The sequence below is a fragment of the Streptomyces marianii genome (assembly GCF_005795905.1).
Taxonomy (GTDB): Bacteria; Actinomycetota; Actinomycetes; order Streptomycetales; family Streptomycetaceae; genus Streptomyces; species Streptomyces marianii.
Map to the genome: position 1 here is coordinate 6,404,687 of NZ_VAWE01000001.1, position 21,998 is coordinate 6,426,684.

Genomic DNA, 21,998 nt, shown 5'->3' on the forward strand with positions numbered 1-21,998 from the left:
GTCCTTGATGATCCGGGGGGTGCTGTCGCCGGTCCCGGCGCCGCCGGATGGTCGCTGACCGGAAGCGTGTCCGCCGGCAGGCAGGGCTGTGCAAAGTGGCTGCCGATCTCCGGTGCCCGGGCGGGCCACCGGCAGTGACTCCGGGGAGGGAAAGCCCGGTGACCGGCAACGACCTCACCTCGATAGACGTGTTCCGCGCCCTGGACGTGGGCAAGTCCACCCACCACGGCACGGCCCGGGCCTGTTCTCGTGCTGGGACCGTGGGCTCGGGTCTGTTCTCGTGCTGGGACCGTGGGCTCGGGTCTGTTCTCGTGCTGGGACCGTGGGCTCGGGTCTGTTCTCGTGCTGGGACCGTGGGCTCGGGTCTGTTCTCGTGCTGGGACCGTGGGCTCGGGTCTGTTCTCGTGCTGGGACCGTGGGCTCGGGTCTGTTCTCGCGCTGGGACCGTAGGCCCCGGGTCTGTTCTCGCGCTGGGACCGTAGGTCCGGGTCTGTTCTCGCGCTGGGACCGTAGGCCCCGGGCCTGCTCTCGTGCTGGGACCGTGGGCTCGGGCCTGTTCTCGCGCTGGGACCGTAGGTCCGGGTCTGTTCTCGCGCTGGGACCGTGGGCTCGGGCCCGTTCGCGCGCCGCGACCGTGGGGCCGCGCCGCTCGGACCCGCCCGCGGCGCGTTCGGACACTCGCACGGTCCCGGCCGCATCCGCCCGCCCGCGGCGCGAACCGCCCTCTTGCGTCGCGCGAAAAAGCTCCGCGCAGCGGATAGGCGGAACCGGAAAATCCGCACATGCTGCGCACTATGACACCAAATCTGACGCGCCGTCACCTCCTTGGTCTCGGCGCCCTCCAGACCGCAGCCGCGCTCGGCCTCACCCGTATCGGCCCCGCGCCCACGGCCCACGCGACGACCGTCCCGGCGGCCTCCCGGGCCGGAGCCGCCGACCACACGCCCGCCCTCGTCATCGGCTCCGGCTACGGCGCCGCCGTCACCGCCCTGCGCCTCGGCGAGGCCGGAATCCCCACCCTCGTCCTGGAGATGGGCCGGCTCTGGGACACCCCGGGCCCCGACGGGAAGCTCTTCTGCAGCACCGGCGACCCGGACCACCGCTCGATGTGGTTCCGCACCCGCACCGAGGCCCCGCTCGCCCAGTTCCTCTGGCTGGACGTCGTCAACAAGGACATCAGCCCCTATCCCGGCGTCCTCGACCGCGTGCGCTTCGACAGCATGTCGGTGTACGTGGGCCGCGGCGTCGGCGGAGGATCGCTCGTGAACGGCGGGATGGCCGTCGTCCCGCAGCGTGCGTACTTCTCCGAGATGCTGCCGAACGTCGACGCCGGGGCCATGTACGACCGGTACTTCCCGCTGGCCCGGCGGATGCTGGGCGTCAACGACGTCGACCCGGCGTGGTTCGAGTCCACCAAGTGGTACCGCTTCTCGCGGATCTCCCGCAAGCACGCCGCCAACGCCGGGCTGAGGACCGTCTTCGTGCCCAACGTCTACGACTTCGGGTACATGCAGCGCGAGGCCGCCGGCCAGGCGGTCCGCTCCGCGCTCGCCGGAGAGGTCATCTACGGCAACAACCACGGCAAGCGCAGCCTCGACAGGACCTATCTCGCCGCCGCGCTGGGAACCGGCAACGTCACCATCGAGACGATGCAACGGGCCCGCGCGCTGCGAAGACAGCCGGACGGCACGTACGTCGTCACCGCCGACCGCATCGACACGACCGGCAAGGTCGTCGCCACCCGCGAGATCGGCTGCACCCGGCTGTTCCTGGGCGCCGGCAGCCTCGGCTCCACCGAACTCCTGCTGCGCGCCCGGGAGTCGGGCGCACTGCCGGATCTCAGCGAGCACCTCGGCACCGGATGGGGAACCAACGGCAACGTCATGACCGCCCGGGCCAACCACCTCTGGGACACCGTCGGCGCCCACCAGGCCACCATGCCGGTGATGGGCATCGACGACTGGTCCAACACCGCCAACCCCGTCTTCGCCGAGATCGCCCCGCTGCCGATGGGTTTCGAGCACTGGATCAGCCTCTACCTGGCCATCACCAGGAACCCGGAGCGAGGCAGGCTCGTCCACGACCCCGGCACCGACGCGATGCGGCTCCTGTGGACCCCGGCACAGAGCAAGGTGTCCGTCGACTCCGCCAAGAAGCTGTTCGACCGCATCAACCTCAGGAACGCCACGATCTACCGGTACGACCTGTTCGGCGGCAACAAGACCTTCGCCGACGACTTCACCTACCACCCGCTCGGCGGGTGCGTGCTCGGCCGGGCCACCGACGACCACGGCCGGGTCCGGGGCGCCCCCGGGGTGTACGTCACCGACGGAGCCCTCGTGCCGGGCTCCATCGGCGTCAATCCGTTCCTCACGATCACCGCGCTCGCCGAGCGCAACATCGAACGGGTCCTCGCCGAGGACTACGCCCGGTAGATCGCCTCGATCTCGTCCGCGAAGTCCTTGGCCACCACGTTCCGCTTCAGCTTCAGCGACGGCGTGATGTGGCCGGCCTCCTCAGTGAACTGGGAGCTGAGAACCCTGAATTTCCGCACCGACTCAGCCTTGGAAACCGCGGCGTTGCCCTCGTCCACCGCCCGCTGGATCTCCGCCAGCAGATCCGCGTCCTCGCGCAGCGAGGCGGCCGTCGAACCGGCCGGCTTGCCGTTGTCGGAGGCCCAGCGGGCCAGGAACTCCTCGTCGAGGGTGACCAGCGCACCGACGAACGGCCGCCCGTCGCCCACGACCAGGCACTCCGCGACCAGCGCGTGCGCGCGGATGCGGTCCTCGATGACCGCCGGGGCGACGTTCTTGCCGCCCGCCGTCACCAGGATCTCCTTCTTCCGGCCCGTGATCGCGAGATAGCCGTCCTCGTCGAGGGTGCCGATGTCACCGGTGTGGAACCAGCCGTCGGCCAGCGCCTCGGCGGTCGCCGCCTCGTTGTTCCAGTAGCCCGTGAAGATGTGCTCGCCGTGCAGCAGCACCTCGCCGTCGTCGGCGATCCGCACCACCGAACCCGGCAGCGGCTGCCCGACCGTACCGATCTTCTGGCGGTCCCAGGGGTTGAACGCCGTCGCCGCACAGGTCTCCGTGAGGCCGTAGCCCTCCAGCACCGTGAAGCCGATGCCGCGGAAGAAGTGGCCCAGCCGCTCGCCCAGCGGGGCGCCGCCGGAGACCGCGAACTCGCCGCGCCCGCCCAGCACCGCACGCAGCTTGCTGTAGACGAGCTTGTCGAACACCTTGTGCTTGATCCTCAGTCCGAGCGGGGCACCCTGCGGGGTGCCGATCGCGCGGCTGTACTCGATGGCCGTCGCCGCGGCCTTGTCGAAGATCTTGCCCTTGCCGTCCGCCTGCGCCTTGGCCCGCGCGGAGTTGTAGACCTTCTCGAAGACCCGCGGCACACCGAGGATCAGCGTCGGGCGGAACGAGGCGAGCTCGTCGGTGAGGTTCTTGATGTCCGGTACGCAGCCGAGCTTGATGGGCGCCATCACCGACGCGACCTCGACCATGCGCCCGAAGACGTGCGCGGCGGGGAGGAAGAGCAGGACCGAGCTGTCACCGGTGCGGAACAGCGGCTTCAGACGCTCGACCAGGTTGCCGCACTCCGCGAAGAACGCCCGGTGCGTGAGCACACAGCCCTTGGGGCGGCCCGTGGTGCCCGAGGTGTAGACGATGGTCGCCGGGTCGTCGGCCTTGGCGGAAGCGCTGCGCTCGTCGACCGTCCCTTCGGGGATCTCCGCCCCGGCCTCGGTGAGCTGCGCGACCGCGCCGCCCTCGATCCGCCACACGTGCCGCAGGGCCGGCAGGGCGACGCGCACCGACTCGACGGCCGCGGCGTGCTCCTCGCTCTCGACGATCGCGGCGACGGCGCCGGAGTCCCCGAGGATCCACTGCACCTGCTCCGGCGAACTGGTCTCGTACACCGGGACGGTCACACCGCCGGCGCTCCAGATCGCGAAGTCGAGCTGCACCCACTCGTAACGGGTGCGCGACATCAGTGCGACCCGGTCCCCGGGCCCCACCCCGGCGGCGATCAGGCCCTTCGCGGCGGCCCGCACCTCGGCGAGGAACTGTGCGGCGGTGACATCGGTCCAGGTCCCGGCGACCTTTCTGCCCATGACCGCGACCTCGGGGTGCTGCGTCGCATTGCGGCGGATGAGATCCGTCAGATTGCCGTCCGTCGGGACCTCGTACAGGGCCGGAAGGCTGAACTCACGCAAGACTGCTGCTCCTCATCGGGCGCCGGCGCCACGGCTCTGTGTGAACGCACCGGGGACTGCCCGGACGTTACCCATCAGTACTCAGTTCCGGATAGGGGGTCCCGGCCAGATGTTCCCTGCGTCACACCTGTGTGCCGCACCATCGCGAACACTATTCCACCAGCCGGACGACTCGGAAGTAACCGCAGGTCCGGTGCCCTCTACTAGGAATCGGGCGACCACTCTAGGGTGATCGGCATGCGAGTCCATGTGGTCAGTGATGTGCACGGCAACACGACGGATCTGGCCAGGGCGGGAACCGGCGCCGACGCCCTGATCTGCCTCGGCGACCTGGTGCTCTTCCTCGACTACGCCGACCACTCGCGCGGCATCTTCCCCGATCTCTTCGGGGTCGAGAACGCGGACAGGATCGTGGAGCTGCGCACGGCACGGCGCTTCGAGGAGGCCCGGGAGTTCGGCCGCAGCCTGTGGGCGGGCCTCGACAGGGACGCCGTGATCCTCGAGGCGGTGCGCAAGCAGTACAGCGAGCTGTTCGCCGCCTTCCCCACTCCGACGTACGCCACCTACGGCAACGTCGACGTCCCGGCCCTCTGGCCGGAGTACGTGCGTCCGGGCACCACCGTCCTCGACGGTGAGCGGATCGAGCTGGACGGGCTCGTGTTCGGCTTCGTCGGCGGCGGGCTGCGTTCCCCCATGCGCACCCCCTTCGAGATCTCCGACGAGGAGTACGCGGCCAAGGTCGAGGCGCTCGGCGAGGTCGACGTCCTGTGCTCGCACATCCCGCCGGAGGTGCCGGAACTGACGTACGACACGGTCGCCCGCCGCTTCGAGCGCGGCAGCACGGCCCTGCTCGACGCCATCCGCCGGACCCGGCCCCGGTACTCCCTCTTCGGGCACGTGCACCAGCCGCTGGCGCGGCGCATGCGGATCGGCGCGACCGAGTGCGTGAACGTCGGGCACTTCGCGGCGACGGGGCGGCCCTGGGCCCTGGAATGGTGACCGCCCGCGTCACGGTAGATTGCACACCGCAACCCCGTCCGGCGTTCACTGGAGGAGCCACGGCGATGGCGGAACACACCAGCTCGAGCATCACCATCGACGCGGCCCCGGCCGATGTGATGGGGGTGATCTCCGACTTCGCGCGCTACCCGGAGTGGACCGGAGAGGTGAAGCAGACGGAGGTCCTGGAGAAGGACGACCAGGGCCGCGCGCTCCAGGTCCGGCTGGTGCTCGACGCCGGCGCGATCAAGGACGACCACGTCCTCGCCTACACCTGGACCGGGGACGACAAGGTCTCCTGGACGCTGGTCAAGTCCCAGATGCTGCGCGCGCTGGACGGCTCGTACGCGCTGACGCCGGTCGCCGGCGGGGAGCGGACCGAGGTCACGTACCAACTGACCGTCGACGTCAAGATCCCCATGCTCGGGATGATCAAGCGCAAGGCGGAGAAGGTCATCATCGACCGCGCCCTGGCCGGTCTGAAGAAGCGCGTCGAGTCCGGTCCGAAGGGCTGAAGCCGACCCTCCATGCGCACCGTTTTCGTCACCGGCACCGGCGGGGCCGGCCGGAGCACCGTCGCGGCCGCCCTCGCCCTTGCCGGGGCGCGGCGGGGCGAACGGGTCCTGCTGCTGTCCGACGAGCCCTCCGAGGCGCTGACCGGCACGGGGCCCGCAGCCGCCGGCCCGGACCCTTCGGGGCCGGGCTCCGCGGACTCAGGTGCCGTCGGCCCGGATCCTTCGGGGCCGGGCTCCGCGGACTCAGGTGCGGTCGGCCCGGATCCTTCGGGATCGGGCTCCGCAGCCGCCGGTCCGGGCAGGACGGGACCGGGCGGGGCGGACACCCCTGTGCCCGGCCCCACCGTCGTCCGCGTCGACTCGGGCACCGACTTCCGCCACGAGTTCCTCACCTTCCAGGAGCGGGCCGGGGCGGCGCTCGACCTGCTCGGGGCAGTGCCCTTCGAGGACGGCGAGCTGACGGAGCTTCCGGGCAGCGAGCAGTTCGCGCTGCTGCGCGCCCTCAGACACGCCGCCGGGAGCGGCCACGACCTGCTGGTCGTCGACCTTCCGCCGGTGCGCCGGGCCGTCGCCCTGCTCGCCCTGCCCGAGCAGCTGCGCCGCTACCTCCGCCGGCTGCTCCCCGCGGAGCGCCAGGCCGCCCGCTCGCTGCGCCCCGTGCTCGCCCAGCTCGCGGGAGTGCCGATGCCCGCGCAGTGGCTCTTCGAGACGGCCGCCCGGTGGGACGAGGAACTGGCCGCCGTCCAGGCCCTGGTCGAGAGCCCCGACACCTCGGTCCGCCTGGTCGCCGAACCCGGCTCCGAGGCCGCGGACCACGCCCTGCGCACGGCCCGGCTCGGCCTCGCCCTGCACGGGCCGGCCCCGGACATGGTGATCGCGAACCGGATCGTCCCGGTCGGCTCGTCCGACCCGTTCCTCGGTGCCCTCTCGGGGCGCCAGCAGAGCGCGCTCAAGGGCTGGCGCGAGGAGTTCGGCGCCGTACCGGTCCGGGAGGTGCCGCACGCCGGTCGTGACCCCCGGCAGCCCGGCGAACTCGCGCAGCTGCTCGACGGGCCCGCAGGCAGCACCGCCCGAGCCGTCGCGGGGAACCCCTGGACGGTGGAGGACCGCCGGGCGGAGGACGGTGTGCTCGTCTGGCGGCTGCCGCTGCCTGGAGCCACCAAGGACCGCCTCCAGCTGGTCCGCAGGGACGACGAACTCTTCCTGACCGTGGGCCCGTTCCGCCGCATCCTGCTCCTGCCGTCCGTGCTGCGCCGCTGCACCGTCAGCGGTGCCGCGCTCCGGGACGGCGAGCTCCGCATCCGTTTCGAGCCCGACCCCGGACTCTGGCCGCGGGGTCGCTGAACGGTCGCCCCCCGTTCGGGTACCGTCGACGTACGAGGCACTTTCCGAGGAGTACGCCATGAGCGATCCCACCGAACGTCCCGCCGTCGACGCCGACGCCTGGGCGACGGCGTGCGCCGAGGACCTGGAGGAGGAGCGGGCCCGCCGCAGCGAGCGGTACGGGCAGCAGGCCACCGGTACCGCGGGCGAGGAGTTCCGCAAGCTGCTGGACGCGGTCGCGGACAAGATGTCGTCGCTGCAGAACCCGCTGCTCGGCCTCGCCGGGCAGGGGGCCGTGCAGCAGCTGATCAGCCAGGCGAAGTCGGCCGTCGAGCCGGTCATCGAGCGCAACCCGCAGGTCTTCGACCATCTCACCGCCGCGGGCAACGAGCTGCTGGCCGCGTACCGCTCCGCCGTGGAAGGCCATGAGCGCCGCTGGACCCGGAACGAGCCGTCCGCAGGGGCCGACGGCACAGCCCGCCGGGACCGGCCGGATGAGGGCCCCGGCCCGAGCGAGAAGATCGACCTGGACTGAGGCCGGGACTGTCTCCGGTACGGTTGGCCATAGCGGGGCTCGACCGAAAACTGAGGGACACATGGGACTCACCATCGGCGTCGACATCGGCGGCACCAAGATCGCGGCCGGCGTGGTCGACGAAGAGGGCACCATCCTTGAGACGCACACGGTGCCCACTCCGCCGACCGCCGAGGGCATCGTGGACGCGATCTGCTCGGCCGTCACCGGAGCCGGTAAGGGGCACGACATCGAGGCGGTCGGCATCGGCGCCGCCGGCTACGTCGACGACAAGCGTGCCACCGTCCTCTTCGCACCGAACATCCAGTGGCGGCACGAGCCGCTGAAGGACAAGGTGGAGCAGCGCGTCAGCCTGCCGGTGGTCGTGGAGAACGACGCCAACGCGGCGGCCTGGGGCGAGTACCGATTCGGTGCCGGCCAGGGCCACAACGACGTCATCTGCATCACGCTCGGCACGGGCCTCGGCGGCGGCATCATCATCGGCAACAAACTGCGGCGCGGCCGTTTCGGCGTGGCGGCGGAGTTCGGCCACATCCGGGTCGTTCCCGACGGCCTGCTGTGCGGCTGCGGCAGCCAGGGCTGCTGGGAGCAGTACGCGTCCGGGCGCGCACTCGTCCGCTACGCCCGCCAGCGTGCCGCGGCGACCCCCGAGAACGCGGCGATCCTGCTCGGTCTCGGCGACGGCACCCCCGAGGGCATCGAGGGCAGGCACGTCAGCGAGGCGGCCCGGCAGGGCGACAAGGTCGCCGTCGACTCCTTCCGTGAGCTGGCCCGCTGGGCCGGCGCGGGCCTGGCGGACCTGGCCTCGCTGTTCGACCCCTCGGCGTTCATCGTCGGCGGCGGGGTGTCGGACGAGGGCGAGCTGGTGCTCGACCCGATCCGCAAGTCCTTCCGGCGGTGGCTGATCGGCGGACAGTGGCGCCCGCACGCCCAGGTGCTCGCGGCCCAACTCGGCAACAAGGCGGGCCTCGTCGGCGCGGCGGACCTCGCCCGCCAGGGCTGACACCCACCCTTCCGGCGCCTGCCACTCCTCCGGGGGCGGCGGGCGCCGCTTGTCGCTCCCGGGGCCGCGGTGGCGGAGCGCGGGCGGTGCGATCGCCGCGGTCCGCGGTCCGCCGTGCCCGGGGCCGGCCACCCTTCCGGCGCCTGCCACCCCTTCGGGGGCGGCGGGCGCCGCTTGTCGTTCCCGGGGCCGCGGTGGCGGAGCGCGGGCGGTGCGATCGCCGCGGTCCGCGGTCCGCCGTGCCCGGGGCCGGCCACCCTTCCGGCGCCTGCCACCCCTTCGGGGGCGGCGGGCGCCGCTTGTCGTTCCCGGGGCCGCGGTGGCGGAGCGCGGGCGGTGCGATCGCCGCGGTCCGCGGTCCGCCGTGCCCGGGGCCGGCCACCCTTCCGGCGCCTGCCACCCCTTCGGGGGCGGCGGGCGCCGCTTGTCGTTCCCGGGGCCGCGGTGGCGGAGCGCGGGCGGTGCGATCGCCGCGGTCCGCGGTCCGCCGTGCCCGGGGCCGGCCTTTGCGGGATCGGCTGCCCGGGGCGGCCCCTACGGGACCGGGCGGGACCGGGCGACCCGGTGCCGGCCACCGGCCGTACCACACGCCGCCCGTGCGGCGCGCCCGGTGTGCTGGGGCGGAGCAACGCGGCCCGGGCCGGATATCTTGAGGCCCATGGTGACGTCCGAGACGCGACCGCTGCCCAACTCCCGTACCGAGCCGGATGGTTCGGCCGTGATCCGGGTCCTCAGCTACAACATCCGCTCGATGCGCGACGACGAGGACGCCCTCAGCCGCGTCATCCGCGCCTGCCGGCCAGATCTCGTCTTCGTCCAGGAAGCCCCCCGCTTCTTCCGGTGGCGCAAGCACGCCGCCCGGCTCGCGGCCAGGACCGAGCTGGTGATGCTGAGCGGCGGTGCGACCGCCTCGGGTCCCCTGCTGCTGTGCTCGCTGCGGGCGACCGTCGAGCGCACCGAGGACGTTCTGCTGCCGCTCACGCCGGGTCTGCACCGGCGCGGCTTCGCCACCGCCGTCGTCCGTGTCGGAGGAGCCCGGCTCGGGCTGCTCAGCTGCCATCTGAGCCTGCGGACCGACGAGCGCTACGCCCAGGCCGGAATGCTGCTCGACCGGCTCGGCGCGATGGACGTGCCGCACGCGATCGCCGCCGGCGACGTCAACGAGCGTCCCGGAGGGCGCAGCTTCCGGCGCCTGGCCGCCGGGCTCAGGGACGCCTGGGAGGTGAGCCCCTGGGGCGGCGAGTACACCTCGACCCCCGCGGACCCGCACCAGCGGATCGACGCGGTGTTCGTGACCCCGGGTATCGAGGTCCTCGGCTGCGGGGTCCCCGTGGGACTGCCCGGGGTCAGCGAGGCCGATCTGAGGGCGGCCACGGACCACCTCCCGGTCCTCGCCGCCCTGCGCGTCCCGGCCGAAGCCGCCCCGACCGCCGGGAGGGGACGGGCTTGCGGGGAGGGGCGGTCGCCGGGGCGGGACCGCCCGTAGCCGGTCGTGCGCGGCCCCCGGGTGCGGCTCCCGCGGTCACCGCCGCTTCCGCCGTCGCTCGCCGCCTCCGCTCGGGCGGCACCGGCCTGCGATCAGCGCCGCCCCGGCCCGCGTCCCGGGCCGGCTTCCGGTCGCGCGCCCCGGCGCCGCGTCGGGCGGGGTCCGCCCGTCGGGGAGCGGAGTCCGGTGCACGAGGTCTCCCCCGGTCCTCCGGGCAGGGGATCGCAAGGCGGCGGATCGACCTGGTGGTGGGCCTGCTCGGCTGATTCGGCAACTGATTCGGCAACGCCGCGAGTCGCCGTGCCGGGCGTCGAGACGGGGCGACCGCGACCCGGCCGCAACCTCACAGGGCAGTACCCCTGGAAGCGTCCTGAAGATCTTGGAACTGTGCCCTGTCTGCCCTGGTTTGCGGCGATTGGCATTTACGGGCAGTCCGGGGTGAGGCGGGCGGCCAGAGCAAGATCTTCAGCGGACTTCTAGACGACCGCCCCCCGGCCCGGGTCGTCGTCGTCCTCGTCGTCCCCGTGCGACATCCGCGCCACCAGCGTGACGAATCCGCCCAGGAAGCCGCCGACGCCGAGCGTGGTCAGCCACCAGGTCATGTCCCACCGCAGGATCACGGCGAGCAGCAACAGCACCGGCCCGCCGATCACCGCGAGCCAGGCGAACTTCGCGGTCGTGTCGGCCTCCGGCAGCGGTGGGGGCTCCGGCGGGACGAAATGGCCCTCGTCGGTCTCGTCGAGGTCGTCGTCCGCCGCCTCGGCGACCTCGTAGTCGCGCGGCCCGCCGCCCACTCCGGGTGCGAACACGACGGAGCTGCCCAGCGGCTTCTCCGGCCGCGGGCGTTCCTCCTCGTCGTCGCCCCCGACATCGTTCCCTCGGTCGTCGCCGCGGGCGCGGTCGCCGTCCCCGGGCTCCGGTCCGTCGTTCCGGGCGGACTTCTCCAGGCCCGCGAGGTCCTCCACCGACTTGAACGGCTTCGCTCCAGGCGGGTCCGAGGGCTCCTCGCCGTACCCGGCGACGATGGCCGCCCAGGCGGCCTCCTCGTCGATGGGCTGCGGCTCCCGGTCCCGGTCCGCGTCGTGCTGCTCAGCCACCGGTCGTGCTTCCCTTCTTGCCGACACTCGGAGCGAGGCGCCCGATGAACGCGTGGCTCTCCTCGAAAATCCGCTCCGCGTCGTGGTCCAACGTCGCCACGTGGTAGCTCTGTTCCAGCAGGACCTCCCTGACGTCCGTCGACGACACCCGGCCGAGGATCCGGGCCGAGTCCGCCGGCGGCACCACATGGTCCTGAGGGCTGTGCAGCAGCAGCAGCGGCTGCGTGACCTGCGGAAGCTCACCGTCGACGAGCCGGAGGAAGTTCCTCAGCGAGTGCGCCGCGTGCAGGGGGACGCGGTCATAGGCGACCTCGTCCATGCCCTCCTTCGCGATGTCGTTGGCCAGGCCCTTCGTGGTGCGGACGAGATGGCGGGCCACCGGCAGGGCGTGGGCCGCCGCACCGTGCACCTTGTTGGCCGGGTTCACCACCACGATGCCGCTGATCGCGTCGCCGTGCCTGGCGGCCAGCCGCAGGGCCAGCGCGCCGCCCATGGAGAGCCCGAGGACGAAGACCTGGCCGCACTCCTCGCGCAGCGCCCGGAGCTCCCGGTCCACCTCCGCGTACCAGTCCTGCCAGCCGGTGACCGCCATGTCCTGCCAGCGGGTGCCGTGGCCCGGCAGCAGCGGAAGCGAGACGGTCAGTCCACGCTCCGCGAGGTACTCCGCCCACGGGCGCAGTGACCCGGGAGAACCGGTGAAGCCGTGACAGAGAAGGACGCCGACCTCGCCACCCTCGTGGCGGTACGGCTCGGCTCCAGGAAGGACCGGCACCGGGATCTCCTTTCGGGGCGGCCCGGGGGCCTCCCCCCGGTGGGCAGACTCACCGTACGCGACGGGACCGACACCGACCAGGGCTGAGGCCGCCCGGCACGGGACCACGGAGGGGAGCGCGGTCCCGCCAGGGGTTAAGGTCTTTTCGACGGATCCCAGGAAGGCACTCGAGTTGATCTACGGCGCAATGAAGTTCTCCATCGGCGGGGCGCTGAAGCTCGCCTTTCGGCCTTGGGTGGAGGGCCTCGAGTACATTCCCGCCGAGGGGCCGGCGATCCTCGCGAGCAACCACCTGTCCTTCTCGGACTCCTTCTTCCTGCCCGCGGTCCTGGACCGCAAGGTCACGTTCATCGCCAAGGCCGAGTACTTCACCTCGCCGGGCGTGAAGGGCAAGCTCACCGCGGCCTTCTTCAAGGGCGTCGGCCAGCTGCCGGTGGACCGCTCCGGAGCGCGCGGCGCCGGTGAGGCGGCCGTCAGGAGCGGCGTGGAGGTCATCGAGCGCGGTGAGCTCTTCGGCATCTACCCGGAGGGCACCCGCTCGCCGGACGGCCGGCTCTACCGCGGGAAGCCGGGCGGCCTGGCCCGCGTGGCGCTCGCCACCGGCGCGCCCGTCATCCCCGTCGCGATGATCGACACCGAGAAGATCCAGCCGCCCGGCAAGGTCGTCCCCAAGCTGATGAGCCCCGGGATCAGGATCGGCAAGCCGCTCGACTTCAGCCGCTACCACGGCATGGAACACGACCGCTTCATCCTGCGCTCGGTGACCGACGAGGTCATGTACGAGATCATGAAGCTCTCCGGCCAGGAGTACGTGGACATCTACGCCACGGCCGCCAAGCGGCAGATCGCGGACGCGGAGAAGGCGGCGAAGGAGGCCGCCAAGGAGGCGGAGCGGGCCGCGAAGCGGGACGGCGGGGTGGAGCGGGACGGCGACCGGTAGCGTCGCCCGTCCGGCCGGACGGTTTGGGGGGATCGGGGCATGGCCAGGCGTGAACGGGTCGTACGCATGTCGGTGGAGCTGCCGCTGTGGCGTGCGCTGACCGCGTACCGCGTGCTGACGACGGGCTACGCGGTCCTGCTCTTCGTCTTCGCCCGGGACAAGTACGAGCGCCCCTCGGTGGCCGTCGGCTTCCTCGCCGTGATGGTGGTCTGGACGCTGGCGACGCTCCCGAGGGTGGCGAACGCGGCCGCCTGCACCAAGCGCTTCCTCGGCGCCGATCTCACCGTCGCCCTCACCGGCATCCTGCTCACCCCGCTCGCAGACGCACAGGCGCAGCAGATCGACGGCCCGACCCTGCCGTCGATCTGGACCGCGGGCTCGGTGCTCGCCTTCGCGATCAAGGGCGGCTGGCGCTGGGCGGGTTTCGCGTCCTCCCTGGTGGCCGTGGCCAACATCATCGAGCGCGGCGAGCCCAGCCGGGACACCTTCCACAACGTGCTGCTGGTGTGGGTCGCGTCCATCGCCATCGGCTACGTCGTCGAGGTCGCCCGCGCCTCCGAGCGCACCCTGGCCCGCGCCCTGGAGATCGAGGCCGCCACCCGGGAACGCGAGCGGCTGGCCCGCGACATCCACGACAGCGTGCTGCAGGTGCTGGCCATGGTGCAGCGGCGCGGCACGGCGATCGGGGGCGAGGCGGCGGAGCTCGGCCGGATGGCGGGCGAGCAGGAGGTCGCCCTGCGCACCCTGGTCGCCGGCGGACTGATCCCCGCGTCCCGGGTGTCGGAGGACGAGGCCCAGGGCGCGGTCGTCAGACTCGTCGACGGGCCCGACGGGCCCGACGACGGGAGCGCCGGGGCCGACGGGCCGGTGGACCTGCGGATGCTGCTGGCGCCGCGGGCGGGCTGCCGGGTGACCCTGTCCGAGCCGGGTGCCCCGGTGCTGCTCCCGGTGCGTGCGGCGAGGGAGCTCGCGGCCGCCGTCGGCGCCGCACTGGACAATGTGCGCAGGCACGCCGGCGAGGACGCGCAGGCGTGGATCCTGGTCGAGGACTGGCCGGACGAGGTGATCGTGACGGTCCGGGACGACGGCCCGGGGATCCCGGAGGGGCGGCTGGCCCAGGCGGAGGGCGAAGGGCGGCTCGGAGTCGCGCTCTCGATCCGCGGCCGACTGCGGGACATCGGCGGTACCGCCGAGCTGGTCTCGGTGCCGGGGCAGGGTACGGAAGTCGAGTTGAAGGTCCCGCGGGGGACCCGGGGGAAGGCGGAACGATGACGGAGACGAGCGGGGCGGCGGAGCGGCCCGTGCGGGTCATGGTCGTGGACGACCACCCGATGTGGCGGGACGCGGTCGCCCGGGATCTGGCCGAGGCGGGTTACGAGGTCGTGGCGACCGCGGGCGACGGCCCGCAGGCGGTGCGCCGGGCCAGGGCGGCGGGACCGGGTGTCCTCGTGCTCGACCTCAACCTTCCGGGTATGCCGGGGGCCGCGGTCTGCAAGGAGCTCGTGGGCGCGGACCCGTCGCTGCGGGTGCTCGTGCTCTCCGCCAGCGGCGAGCACGCCGATGTGCTGGAAGCGGTGAAGTCGGGGGCGACCGGCTATCTGCTGAAGTCGGCCAGTACGGAGGAGCTGATCGACGCCGTGCGCCGTACCGCCGCCGGCGACCCGGTGTTCACCCCCGGTCTCGCGGGTCTGGTGCTGGGGGAGTACCGGCGGCTGGCGACCGATCCGGTGCCGGCCGCGGGGCCGGACGAGCCGAAGGCACCGCAGCTCACCGAGCGGGAGACGGAGGTGCTGCGGCTGGTCGCCAAGGGCCTCTCGTACAAGCAGATCGCGGAGCGGCTCGTCATCTCGCACCGCACGGTGCAGAACCATGTGCAGAACACGTTGGGCAAGCTGCAGCTGCACAACCGGGTGGAGCTCGTGCGCTACGCGATCGAGCGCGGTCTCGACGACGCCTGACGCCCGCCGGGCGGCCGGCCCGGCTTGGTGCCCGATTCACTCGATGGAGTGAACGGCCGGACGCCAACTGCCGTCGCGCTACCCGAAATTCACCTTTCGTGCCGTCCCGGAGTGACCTGGGTCACCACTAGCGTGGCCGACGAATATGGCCACCGACGGCGAAGGGACCTTCCATGCGGGTCGGAGTACTGACCGGGGGCGGCGACTGCCCCGGCCTCAACGCGGTCATCCGCGGCATCGTCCGCAAGGGCGTGCAGGAGTACGGATACGAGTTCACCGGCTACCGGGACGGCTGGCGCGGGCCGCTGGAGGGCGACACCGTGCGCCTCGACATCCCCGCGGTGCGCGGCATCCTGCCGCGCGGGGGCACCGTCCTCGGTTCCTCGCGGACCAATCCCCTCAGGGCGGAGGACGGCATCCGCCGGATCAAGGAGAACCTCGCCAAGCACGAGGTGGAGGCACTGATCGCGATCGGCGGCGAGGACACCCTCGGGGTCGCCGCGCGGCTCTCGGACGAGTACGGGATCAGATGCGTCGGCGTCCCCAAGACCATCGACAACGACCTGTCCGCCACGGACTACACCTTCGGCTTCGACACGGCCGTCGGCATCGCCACCGAGGCCATCGACCGGCTGCACACCACGGCGGAGTCCCACATGCGGGTGCTCGTGGTCGAGGTGATGGGCCGTCACGCCGGCTGGATCGCCCTGCACTCGGGGCTGGCGGGCGGGGCGAACGTCATCCTCATCCCGGAGCAGCGGTTCGACATGGACCAGGTCTGCGCCTGGGTCACCTCCCGGTTCCGGGCCTCGTACGCGCCGATCGTCGTGGTCGCCGAGGGCGCGATGCCCAAGGACGGCGACATGGTCCTCAAGGACGGGACGCTGGACTCCTTCGGTCACGTCCGGCTGTCGGGCGTCGGCGAATGGCTGGCCAAGGAGATCGAGAAGCGCACCGGAAAGGAGGCCAGGACCACCGTCCTCGGCCATGTCCAGCGCGGCGGTACGCCCAGTGCCTTCGACCGCTGGCTGGCGACCCGCTTCGGCCTGCACGCGATCGAGGCGGTGCGTGACGGCGACTACGGCAGGATGGTCGCCCTACGCGGCACGGACATCGTCCGCGTACCGATCGCCGAGGCGACGGCGAAGCTGAAGACGGTCGACCCGGCCCGCTACGAGGAGGTCGGCGTCTTCTTCGGCTGACGCGCGGCCGGGGCGGTGCGCCGGTACCGCCCCGCCCGTCACCCCGGGCCGGACCCGGGGTCCGGCCGGCGGGTGAGCGGGGACACGGCCCGGCCCCCGCCGTGGACGGCACGGCCGTCGCCGGGGCGCCGCCCCTTGGCCATCGTCCGTCAGGGCCCGGCCGGTGCCGCGCCGTCCCGGGTCCGCCCCGACACGACGCCGGCACGACGCCGGCACGACGCCGGCACGACGCCGGCACGGCGACTCGCGGCGCCGCCGGATCGACCGGGCAGGCCCGCCACGAGACCGATCCGCCGCCCTGCGATCTTCCCCTCGGCCCGGAGGGCCCGGGGAGACCCCACCCCCTCAGCCCCGAGGGCCGGGGGAGACCCCGTGCACCGGACACCGCCCCTCGACGGGGCGCACCCCGCCCGACGCGGCAGTAGGGTGTGGCCGATATTCCATGATCATGGGGGGAACCGTGTCACCTGTCAGTCGTCGTGCCGCGCTCGCCGCGGCCCTCGCGGGCACAGCCGCGGGAGTGGTCCCGTCCACGGCGCTCGCCCGCGCCCCGGAGAAGGCGTCCCGCGCGCCCGCGGCCGCCCCCGCGGCGGTCGCAGCCGCGCCCGGCGCCCAGCCGCCCGCGACCGTGTGGGTGCACCGTCAGGACGTGAACGAAGGGCGCTTCTTCCGTGCGGGGCTGGGCGGACCGCTCACCGCGCGGATGACCGGTGCGGCCGGTCCGGAGACCTACGAGGTCTCGGACGCGTACGGCCCCCTCGCCACGCTCACCAAGGGGGCGCGGACCGTCACCGTGCACGGGCCGCGACGCACCTTCACCGAGCAGAAGAAGGCCTTCACCGACCGCTTCGACCGGGCCGTCCCCGGTTGGGGCACGTCGCCCGGCGGCGGCAGATGGGCGACCCCCGACACGGGCCGCGCGGAGTTCCGCGTCGAGGGGGGAAGCGGCACCGTCGTCCTGCGGGAGGACGGGTTCAGCCAGTTCGCCACGCTTTCCGACAGCCTCGGGGACGTCGATGTGAGCGCCGTGCTCACCCTCGACCGGGCCCCGGCCGGTGACGCCGTCTCGGCCGCGGTCTGCTGCGCGTACGACGGCGACGGCCGGAACTACCGCGCCCGGCTGTCCTTCCTCACCACCGGCGAGGTCAGACTGATCCTGGAGATGGCGGCCGGGAACACCACGACGGTGCTCGGCGGCCCCGTCCAGGTGGGATCCGGCTTCCGGCCCGGTGACCGCTGGCGCCTCCGCCTGGAGCGCACGGGGACGGCACTGCGCTGCCGCGCCTGGCGCGACGGCCAGGACGAGCCCGCCACCTGGCAGGCCGCCGAGACGGACGGCACACTCGGCGCGGGCGGGACCGGCATCCGGGTCCTCGCCAACAAGGGCGGCACCGCCCTTCCGGTGAAGGTGCTGGTCGGCGAGTTCACCGTCGCCGGCCGCCGGCCCGAGCCCCCCGAGGTCACGCACGACCTGTGGGTGCGGCTGCTGGACACACCCTTCGACGGCGCCCTGACCCCCGCCCTGGAACGGCGGCTCCGCGACTGGGCGGGCGACACCTCCCCCGACGCCCTCGGCTACGCGGCCATGTTCCTGCCGCACGCGGCCGACGCGGTCGACCCGGTGCTCGGCACGCGCGTCCTCGGCGAGTCGGGGTACGGGCCCTTCAACACGAAGACCGGCGACGGGACCCGCGAGATCGGCGCCGACTTCTGGGAGTACATGGGCCTGGACACCTGGACCTTCCCCAACGGCGAGGCACCGGCGCAGCCGGAGAACACGGGCCCGCAGAAGCGGTGGGCGGGCTTCCTCGACTGCTCCGGCTACGTTCGGATGGTGTACGGGCACCACATGGGCATCCCCATGGTCAACTACCGGGACCTCGACGGCACCAACCTGCCGAGGGAGTCCGCCGACCAGGCGGCGAAGGGCCCGGGCGTGGTGGTCGCCGGCTTCACGGCCGACGGCGTCCCGGGCCAGGCCCCGCCGCCGCTGGACGGACTGCGCGCCGGTGACCTGGTGTACTTCGACGCCTACGACAGCGCCGGTGACGACGACGGCGTGGGGGACGACCGCGGGACCATCGACCACGTCGGCATCTACCTGGGCCGGGACCAGGACGGCAAGCGCCGGTTCTCGTCCAGCCGCAAGACGCCCGACGGGCCGACCATGGCGGATCTCGGGGCGCTGTCCGTGCTGGACGCCGGAACCGAGTTGTACAGCAGGAGCCTGCGCGTCATCCGCCGCTTCTGACGGCGCGGGGCGTCCCCGCCGTCCGCTGACGGGCCGCCCCGGAGGGTACGGACCGGGCTCCTTCAGGAGCCCGCCGCAGCCTTCCGGGGCCCGCCCCGACAGGTCAGGGCGCCCGTTCCGGAACCACCGCGTCGAGGAGCGTGCGCACGATCTCCGGCCCGCGCAGCGTCAGCACCGACTCCGGGTGGAACTGGATGCCCGCGAAACCCGGCCCGCGCAGCGCGTGGACCTCACCCGACGGCGCACGGCTCAGCTCGACGCCGTGCCGGGACAGCTCCGCCGCCGCCTCGTCGTCGCACACGGCCGTGAAACTGTTGTAGAAGCCGACCGTCTCCTCCGCGCCGAACAGTCCGACCCGCAGTTGCGCCCCCTGGAACGGCGTCCTCCTGCGGGCGATGTCCAGCCCCAGCTCGGCCGCGATCAGCTCATGGCCGAGGCACACCCCCAGCAGACCGCCCCGGTGGCCGCGCAGCAGGTCCGCGGTGAGCGAGCGCAGGAAGCGCATCTTCGGGTCGGCCGCGTCCGACGGGTCGCCCGGGCCCGGCCCGAGGACGACCGGCCCGTCGTGGGCGAGCGCCGCCTCCCGCACCCCCGGTTCGTCATAGCGGCGTACGGTCACGTCGAGCCCCGCCCCCCGCAGCAGATGGGCCAGCATCGCGGTGAACGTGTCCTCGCCGTCCACCACCAGCGCACGCCCCGAGACGCGCTCCGGCAGGGCCTGCATCCGCAGCCAGAACGGCGCCAGGTCCGCCCGCCGGGCGTCCAGGGCCGCCCGCACCCGGGGGTCGTCGGCCGGCCGAGGCCGTGCCTCCCCTTCCCGCGCCGGCCCCGGGCGGACCCCCAGCGCGGCCAGCACGCCCGCCGCCTTGGTGTGCGTCTCCGCCACCTCGGCCGCCGGGTCCGAGTGGCGGACCAGCGTCGCGCCGACCGGCACCCGCACCTCGCCCGAGGCGGAGATGTCGGCGGTGCGGATCAGGATCGGCGAGTCGAGGGTCTGCGCACCGCCCGCGTCGGTGCCGAGGAGGGCCAACGCGCCCGCGTAGTACCCGCGCCCGCCGTCCTCGTACCGCTCGATGACCCGGCACGCGTTCTGCACCGGCGAGCCGGTGACCGTGGCCGCGAACATCGTCTCGCGCAACACCTCGCGGACGTCGAGCGAGGAGCGTCCCCGCAGCTCGTACTCCGTGTGCGCGAGATGGGCCATCTCCTTGAGGCGGGGCCCGACGACCACGCCGCCCATGTCGCCGACCGTGCACATCATCTTGAGCTCCTCGTCGACGACCATGGAGAGTTCGTCGGTCTCCTTGCGGTCGGAGAGGAAGTCCAGCAGCCCGTCGACCGCCGGTCCTCCCGCCGGGTAGCGGTACGTCCCGCTGATCGGGTTCATCACGACCGTGCCCCCGGACATCCGCACGTGCACCTCCGGGCTCGCCCCGACGAGCGTGCGTCCGCCCGTCTCCCGGCCGGGCCGCCCCGCCGGGGAGGGCCTCCCGTCGCCGGTGTGGACGACGTACGTCCAGTACGCGCCGCGTTCGCCGGCGAGCAGCCGCCGGAAGAGCGCGAGGGCGTCGGCCCTGCCGAAGTCCGGGACGCGCCCGGTGAACGTGCGCCGGATGACGAAGTTCGCGCCCTCGCCGCGCCCGATCTCGTCCGCCACCACGCGCCGGACGATCTCCGCGTACTCCTCGTCGCCGACGTCGAAGCCGCCGCCCTCGACGCCGACCGGGTGCGCCGGAAGCCGGCCCAGCACCTCGTCGAGCGGCAGCTCGCAGGACTCCTCGGCTACCAGCACGGACAGCGGTGTGCCGTCGTCGCGCACGTCGAAGCCCCGCTCACGGATCTGCCGGAACGGCACCAGTGCCAGCGACGGACGTTCGCCCACCGGGAGGTCGGCGAGCCGCTCGACCTCGAGGACCGGGCCGGTCAGCACCTCGACGGTGTCGTGGTCGCGGCCGGGCGTGCGCCGGCGCAGCAGGGCGAAGGGAGGGGCACCGGGATTCAGCAACCGGTCGAGGACGTGCATGGTGGGGTTCCTTCCGTGGTGGGGAGGAACGGCCCGCGGAAACGGGAAAGGCCGCCCCTCGGGCGGCCTTCGCGGAACTGTGCGCGCGATCGGATCAGTGGGCCGCCGGATGAGCGGTCCACCACCGGTTCTGGGTCGTCTGCGCGAACATGCCCGGAACCCTACCCCACCGGTGTCCCGTCCGCCGGTGGCCGCCGTCTCACTTTCTGAGCCGCGGCCCGGACCGGCCGATTCACCACGTAATGTTGTCGGGGTGACCGTGAACGCTAAGCCCACCGCAACCGGTGGCAACACCTGGCGAGACCTGCCCGCGGCGCAGCAGCCCGAGTACCCCGATGCCGAGGCTCTGCGCGATGTGATCGCGGACCTCGAGTCGTATCCGCCGCTCGTCTTCGCGGGCGAGTGCGACCAGCTGCGCGCCCGGATGGGAGCCGTCGCCAAGGGCGAGGCGTTCCTGCTCCAGGGCGGCGACTGCGCCGAGGCCTTCGACGCGGTGTCCGCCGACCACATCCGCAACAAGCTGAAGACCCTGCTCCAGATGGGTGCGGTGCTGACGTACGCCGCGTCCGTGCCGGTCGTGAAGGTCGGCCGGATCGCCGGCCAGTACTCCAAGCCGCGCTCGAAGTCGACGGAGACCCGTGACGGCGTGACGCTGCCGACCTACCGGGGCGACTCGGTCAACGGCTTCGAGTTCACCGAGGCGGCCCGGGTCCCGGACCCCGAGCGGCTGAAGCGGATGTACCAAGCCTCGGCGTCGACGCTGAACCTCGTGCGCGCCTTCACCACCGGCGGTTACGCCGACCTGCGCCAGGTGCACGCCTGGAACCAGGACTTCGTGAAGTCGTCCCCGTCCGGGCAGCGCTACGAGCAGCTCGCGCGCGAGATCGACAACGCGCTGAACTTCATGAAGGCCTGCGGCACGGACCCGGCGGAGTTCCGCACCGTCGAGTTCTACGCCTCCCACGAGGCCCTGCTCATGGACTACGAGTCGGCCCTCACCCGGGTCGACTCGCGGACCGGCGATCTGTACGACGTGTCGGGCCACATGGTCTGGATCGGTGAGCGCACCCGCCAGCTGGACGGCGCGCACATCGAGTTCGCGTCGAGGATCCGCAACCCCGTCGGCGTGAAGCTCGGCCCGACGACGACCGTCGACGAGGCGCTGCAGTACGTCGAGCGGCTGGACCCGGAGCGCGAGCCCGGCCGGCTGACCTTCGTCGTCCGCATGGGCGCCGACAAGGTCCGCGACCGGCTCCCCGAGCTGGTCGAGAAGGTCACCGCCTCCGGCGCCACCGTGGCCTGGGTGACCGACCCGATGCACGGCAACACCTTCGAGGCGGCCTCCGGCCACAAGACCCGCCGCTTCGACGACGTGCTCGACGAGGTCAAGGGATTCTTCGAGGTGCACAAGGCGCTGGGCACCCACCCGGGCGGCATCCACGTCGAGCTCACCGGCGACGACGTCACCGAGTGCGTGGGCGGCGGCGACGAGATCTTCGTCGACGACCTGCACCAGCGCTACGAGACGGCCTGCGACCCCCGGCTGAACCGCAGCCAGTCGCTGGACCTGGCGTTCCTGGTCGCGGAGATGTACCGCGACCAGTGAGCCGACCGGCACGACGGTGGGGCGTGGATCCGTGTGATCCACGCCCCACCGTCGTACCCGGGGCTTTCG

18 protein-coding genes are annotated in these 21,998 nt (G+C 72.8%); 13 read left to right on the top strand and 5 right to left on the bottom strand.

Features of this window, described 5'->3' with window-relative positions:
- Window positions 1-794 precede the first annotated feature (794 nt).
- On the top strand, window positions 795-2,435 hold the full coding sequence (locus FEF34_RS29065; RefSeq protein ID WP_171053342.1) for a GMC oxidoreductase: 1,641 nt from the start codon (window positions 795-797) through the stop codon (window positions 2,433-2,435).
- Here the strand turns inward: FEF34_RS29065 and FEF34_RS29070 are convergent.
- Entirely contained in the window at window positions 2,423-4,219 is a 1,797-nt protein-coding gene (locus tag FEF34_RS29070) for an AMP-dependent synthetase/ligase (protein ID WP_138055798.1), read from the bottom strand. The genes FEF34_RS29065 and FEF34_RS29070 overlap by 13 nt on opposite strands.
- Window positions 4,220-4,456: 237 nt before the next feature.
- Here FEF34_RS29070 and FEF34_RS29075 point away from each other — a divergent pair, with 237 nt between their 5' ends.
- From FEF34_RS29075 to FEF34_RS29100, 6 genes are all read left to right on the top strand, one after another.
- On the top strand, window positions 4,457-5,218 hold the full coding sequence (locus FEF34_RS29075) for a metallophosphoesterase family protein (RefSeq protein ID WP_171053136.1): 762 nt from the start codon (window positions 4,457-4,459) through the stop codon (window positions 5,216-5,218).
- Between the two features lie 65 nt (window positions 5,219-5,283).
- Window positions 5,284-5,733 (top strand): SRPBCC family protein, encoded by a 450-nt coding sequence (locus FEF34_RS29080; RefSeq protein WP_138055799.1) that lies wholly within the window; start codon window positions 5,284-5,286, stop codon window positions 5,731-5,733.
- 12 nt (window positions 5,734-5,745) lie between these two features.
- Window positions 5,746-7,077, top strand: coding sequence for an ArsA family ATPase (locus FEF34_RS29085; RefSeq protein ID WP_138055800.1), 1,332 nt, complete (start codon window positions 5,746-5,748; stop codon window positions 7,075-7,077).
- Window positions 7,078-7,135: 58 nt separating this feature from the next.
- A complete protein-coding gene (locus FEF34_RS29090; RefSeq protein WP_138055801.1) occupies window positions 7,136-7,591 on the top strand; it encodes a DUF5304 domain-containing protein in 456 nt (151 codons plus the stop codon).
- Window positions 7,592-7,652: 61 nt separating this feature from the next.
- Entirely contained in the window at window positions 7,653-8,594 is a 942-nt protein-coding gene (locus FEF34_RS29095) for an ROK family glucokinase (RefSeq protein ID WP_138055802.1), read from the top strand.
- A gap of 658 nt (window positions 8,595-9,252) precedes the next feature.
- Entirely contained in the window at window positions 9,253-10,080 is an 828-nt protein-coding gene (locus FEF34_RS29100) for an endonuclease/exonuclease/phosphatase family protein (RefSeq protein ID WP_171053137.1), read from the top strand.
- Window positions 10,081-10,556: 476 nt separating this feature from the next.
- Here the strand turns inward: FEF34_RS29100 and FEF34_RS29105 are convergent, their stop codons facing one another.
- Both FEF34_RS29105 and FEF34_RS29110 read right to left on the bottom strand, forming a co-directional pair.
- The gene (locus FEF34_RS29105; RefSeq protein ID WP_138055803.1) at window positions 10,557-11,177 is read right to left on the bottom strand and encodes a hypothetical protein; all 621 of its coding nucleotides are present in this window, start codon (window positions 11,175-11,177) and stop codon (window positions 10,557-10,559) included.
- Window positions 11,170-11,949: an alpha/beta hydrolase gene (locus FEF34_RS29110; protein WP_138055804.1), complete on the bottom strand. Its 780-nt coding sequence runs from the start codon at window positions 11,947-11,949 to the stop codon at window positions 11,170-11,172. The genes FEF34_RS29105 and FEF34_RS29110 overlap by 8 nt, the downstream gene beginning before the upstream one ends.
- A gap of 187 nt (window positions 11,950-12,136) precedes the next feature.
- On the opposite strand from FEF34_RS29110, the gene FEF34_RS29115 reads away from it, so the two are divergent.
- The 5 genes from FEF34_RS29115 to FEF34_RS29135 all read left to right on the top strand — a co-directional run bounded on the left by FEF34_RS29115 (window position 12,137) and on the right by FEF34_RS29135 (window position 18,300).
- Window positions 12,137-12,889, top strand: coding sequence for a lysophospholipid acyltransferase family protein (locus tag FEF34_RS29115; protein ID WP_138057790.1), 753 nt, complete (start codon window positions 12,137-12,139; stop codon window positions 12,887-12,889).
- Window positions 12,890-12,928: 39 nt separating this feature from the next.
- Window positions 12,929-14,161 (top strand): MacS family sensor histidine kinase, encoded by a 1,233-nt coding sequence (gene macS, locus FEF34_RS29120; RefSeq protein WP_138055805.1) that lies wholly within the window; start codon window positions 12,929-12,931, stop codon window positions 14,159-14,161.
- On the top strand, window positions 14,158-14,847 hold the full coding sequence (locus tag FEF34_RS29125; protein WP_138055806.1) for a response regulator: 690 nt from the start codon (window positions 14,158-14,160) through the stop codon (window positions 14,845-14,847). The genes macS and FEF34_RS29125 overlap by 4 nt, the downstream gene beginning before the upstream one ends.
- A 173-nt stretch (window positions 14,848-15,020) precedes the next feature.
- Window positions 15,021-16,049, top strand: coding sequence for a 6-phosphofructokinase (locus tag FEF34_RS29130; protein ID WP_138055807.1), 1,029 nt, complete (start codon window positions 15,021-15,023; stop codon window positions 16,047-16,049).
- 460 nt (window positions 16,050-16,509) lie between these two features.
- Entirely contained in the window at window positions 16,510-18,300 is a 1,791-nt protein-coding gene (locus tag FEF34_RS29135) for an NlpC/P60 family protein (protein ID WP_138055808.1), read from the top strand.
- Between the two features lie 103 nt (window positions 18,301-18,403).
- Here FEF34_RS29135 and FEF34_RS29140 read toward each other — a convergent pair whose 3' ends face one another.
- Window positions 18,404-20,323, bottom strand: a complete 1,920-nt coding sequence (locus FEF34_RS29140) for an anthranilate synthase family protein (RefSeq protein ID WP_138055809.1) — start codon at window positions 20,321-20,323, stop codon at window positions 18,404-18,406.
- A 94-nt stretch (window positions 20,324-20,417) separates the two neighbouring features.
- A complete protein-coding gene (locus tag FEF34_RS44340; RefSeq protein WP_138057791.1) occupies window positions 20,418-20,474 on the bottom strand; it encodes a trp operon leader peptide in 57 nt (18 codons plus the stop codon).
- 102 nt (window positions 20,475-20,576) lie between these two features.
- Here FEF34_RS44340 and FEF34_RS29150 point away from each other — a divergent pair, with 102 nt between their 5' ends.
- Entirely contained in the window at window positions 20,577-21,929 is a 1,353-nt protein-coding gene (locus FEF34_RS29150; protein WP_138055810.1) for a class II 3-deoxy-7-phosphoheptulonate synthase, read from the top strand.
- Window positions 21,930-21,998 lie beyond the last annotated feature (69 nt).

Coding starts and splice junctions, on each gene's coding strand:
- FEF34_RS29065 (WP_171053342.1), top strand. CDS start 795: ATGACACCAAATCTGACGCGCCGTCACCTCCTTGGTCTCGGCGCCCTC.
- FEF34_RS29075 (WP_171053136.1), top strand. CDS start 4,457: ATGCGAGTCCATGTGGTCAGTGATGTGCACGGCAACACGACGGATCTG.
- FEF34_RS29080 (WP_138055799.1), top strand. CDS start 5,284: ATGGCGGAACACACCAGCTCGAGCATCACCATCGACGCGGCCCCGGCC.
- FEF34_RS29085 (WP_138055800.1), top strand. CDS start 5,746: ATGCGCACCGTTTTCGTCACCGGCACCGGCGGGGCCGGCCGGAGCACC.
- FEF34_RS29090 (WP_138055801.1), top strand. CDS start 7,136: ATGAGCGATCCCACCGAACGTCCCGCCGTCGACGCCGACGCCTGGGCG.
- FEF34_RS29095 (WP_138055802.1), top strand. CDS start 7,653: ATGGGACTCACCATCGGCGTCGACATCGGCGGCACCAAGATCGCGGCC.
- FEF34_RS29100 (WP_171053137.1), top strand. CDS start 9,253: ATGGTGACGTCCGAGACGCGACCGCTGCCCAACTCCCGTACCGAGCCG.
- FEF34_RS29115 (WP_138057790.1), top strand. CDS start 12,137: ATGAAGTTCTCCATCGGCGGGGCGCTGAAGCTCGCCTTTCGGCCTTGG.
- macS (WP_138055805.1), top strand. CDS start 12,929: ATGGCCAGGCGTGAACGGGTCGTACGCATGTCGGTGGAGCTGCCGCTG.
- FEF34_RS29125 (WP_138055806.1), top strand. CDS start 14,158: ATGACGGAGACGAGCGGGGCGGCGGAGCGGCCCGTGCGGGTCATGGTC.
- FEF34_RS29130 (WP_138055807.1), top strand. CDS start 15,021: ATGCGGGTCGGAGTACTGACCGGGGGCGGCGACTGCCCCGGCCTCAAC.
- FEF34_RS29140 (WP_138055809.1), bottom strand. CDS start 20,323: ATGCACGTCCTCGACCGGTTGCTGAATCCCGGTGCCCCTCCCTTCGCC.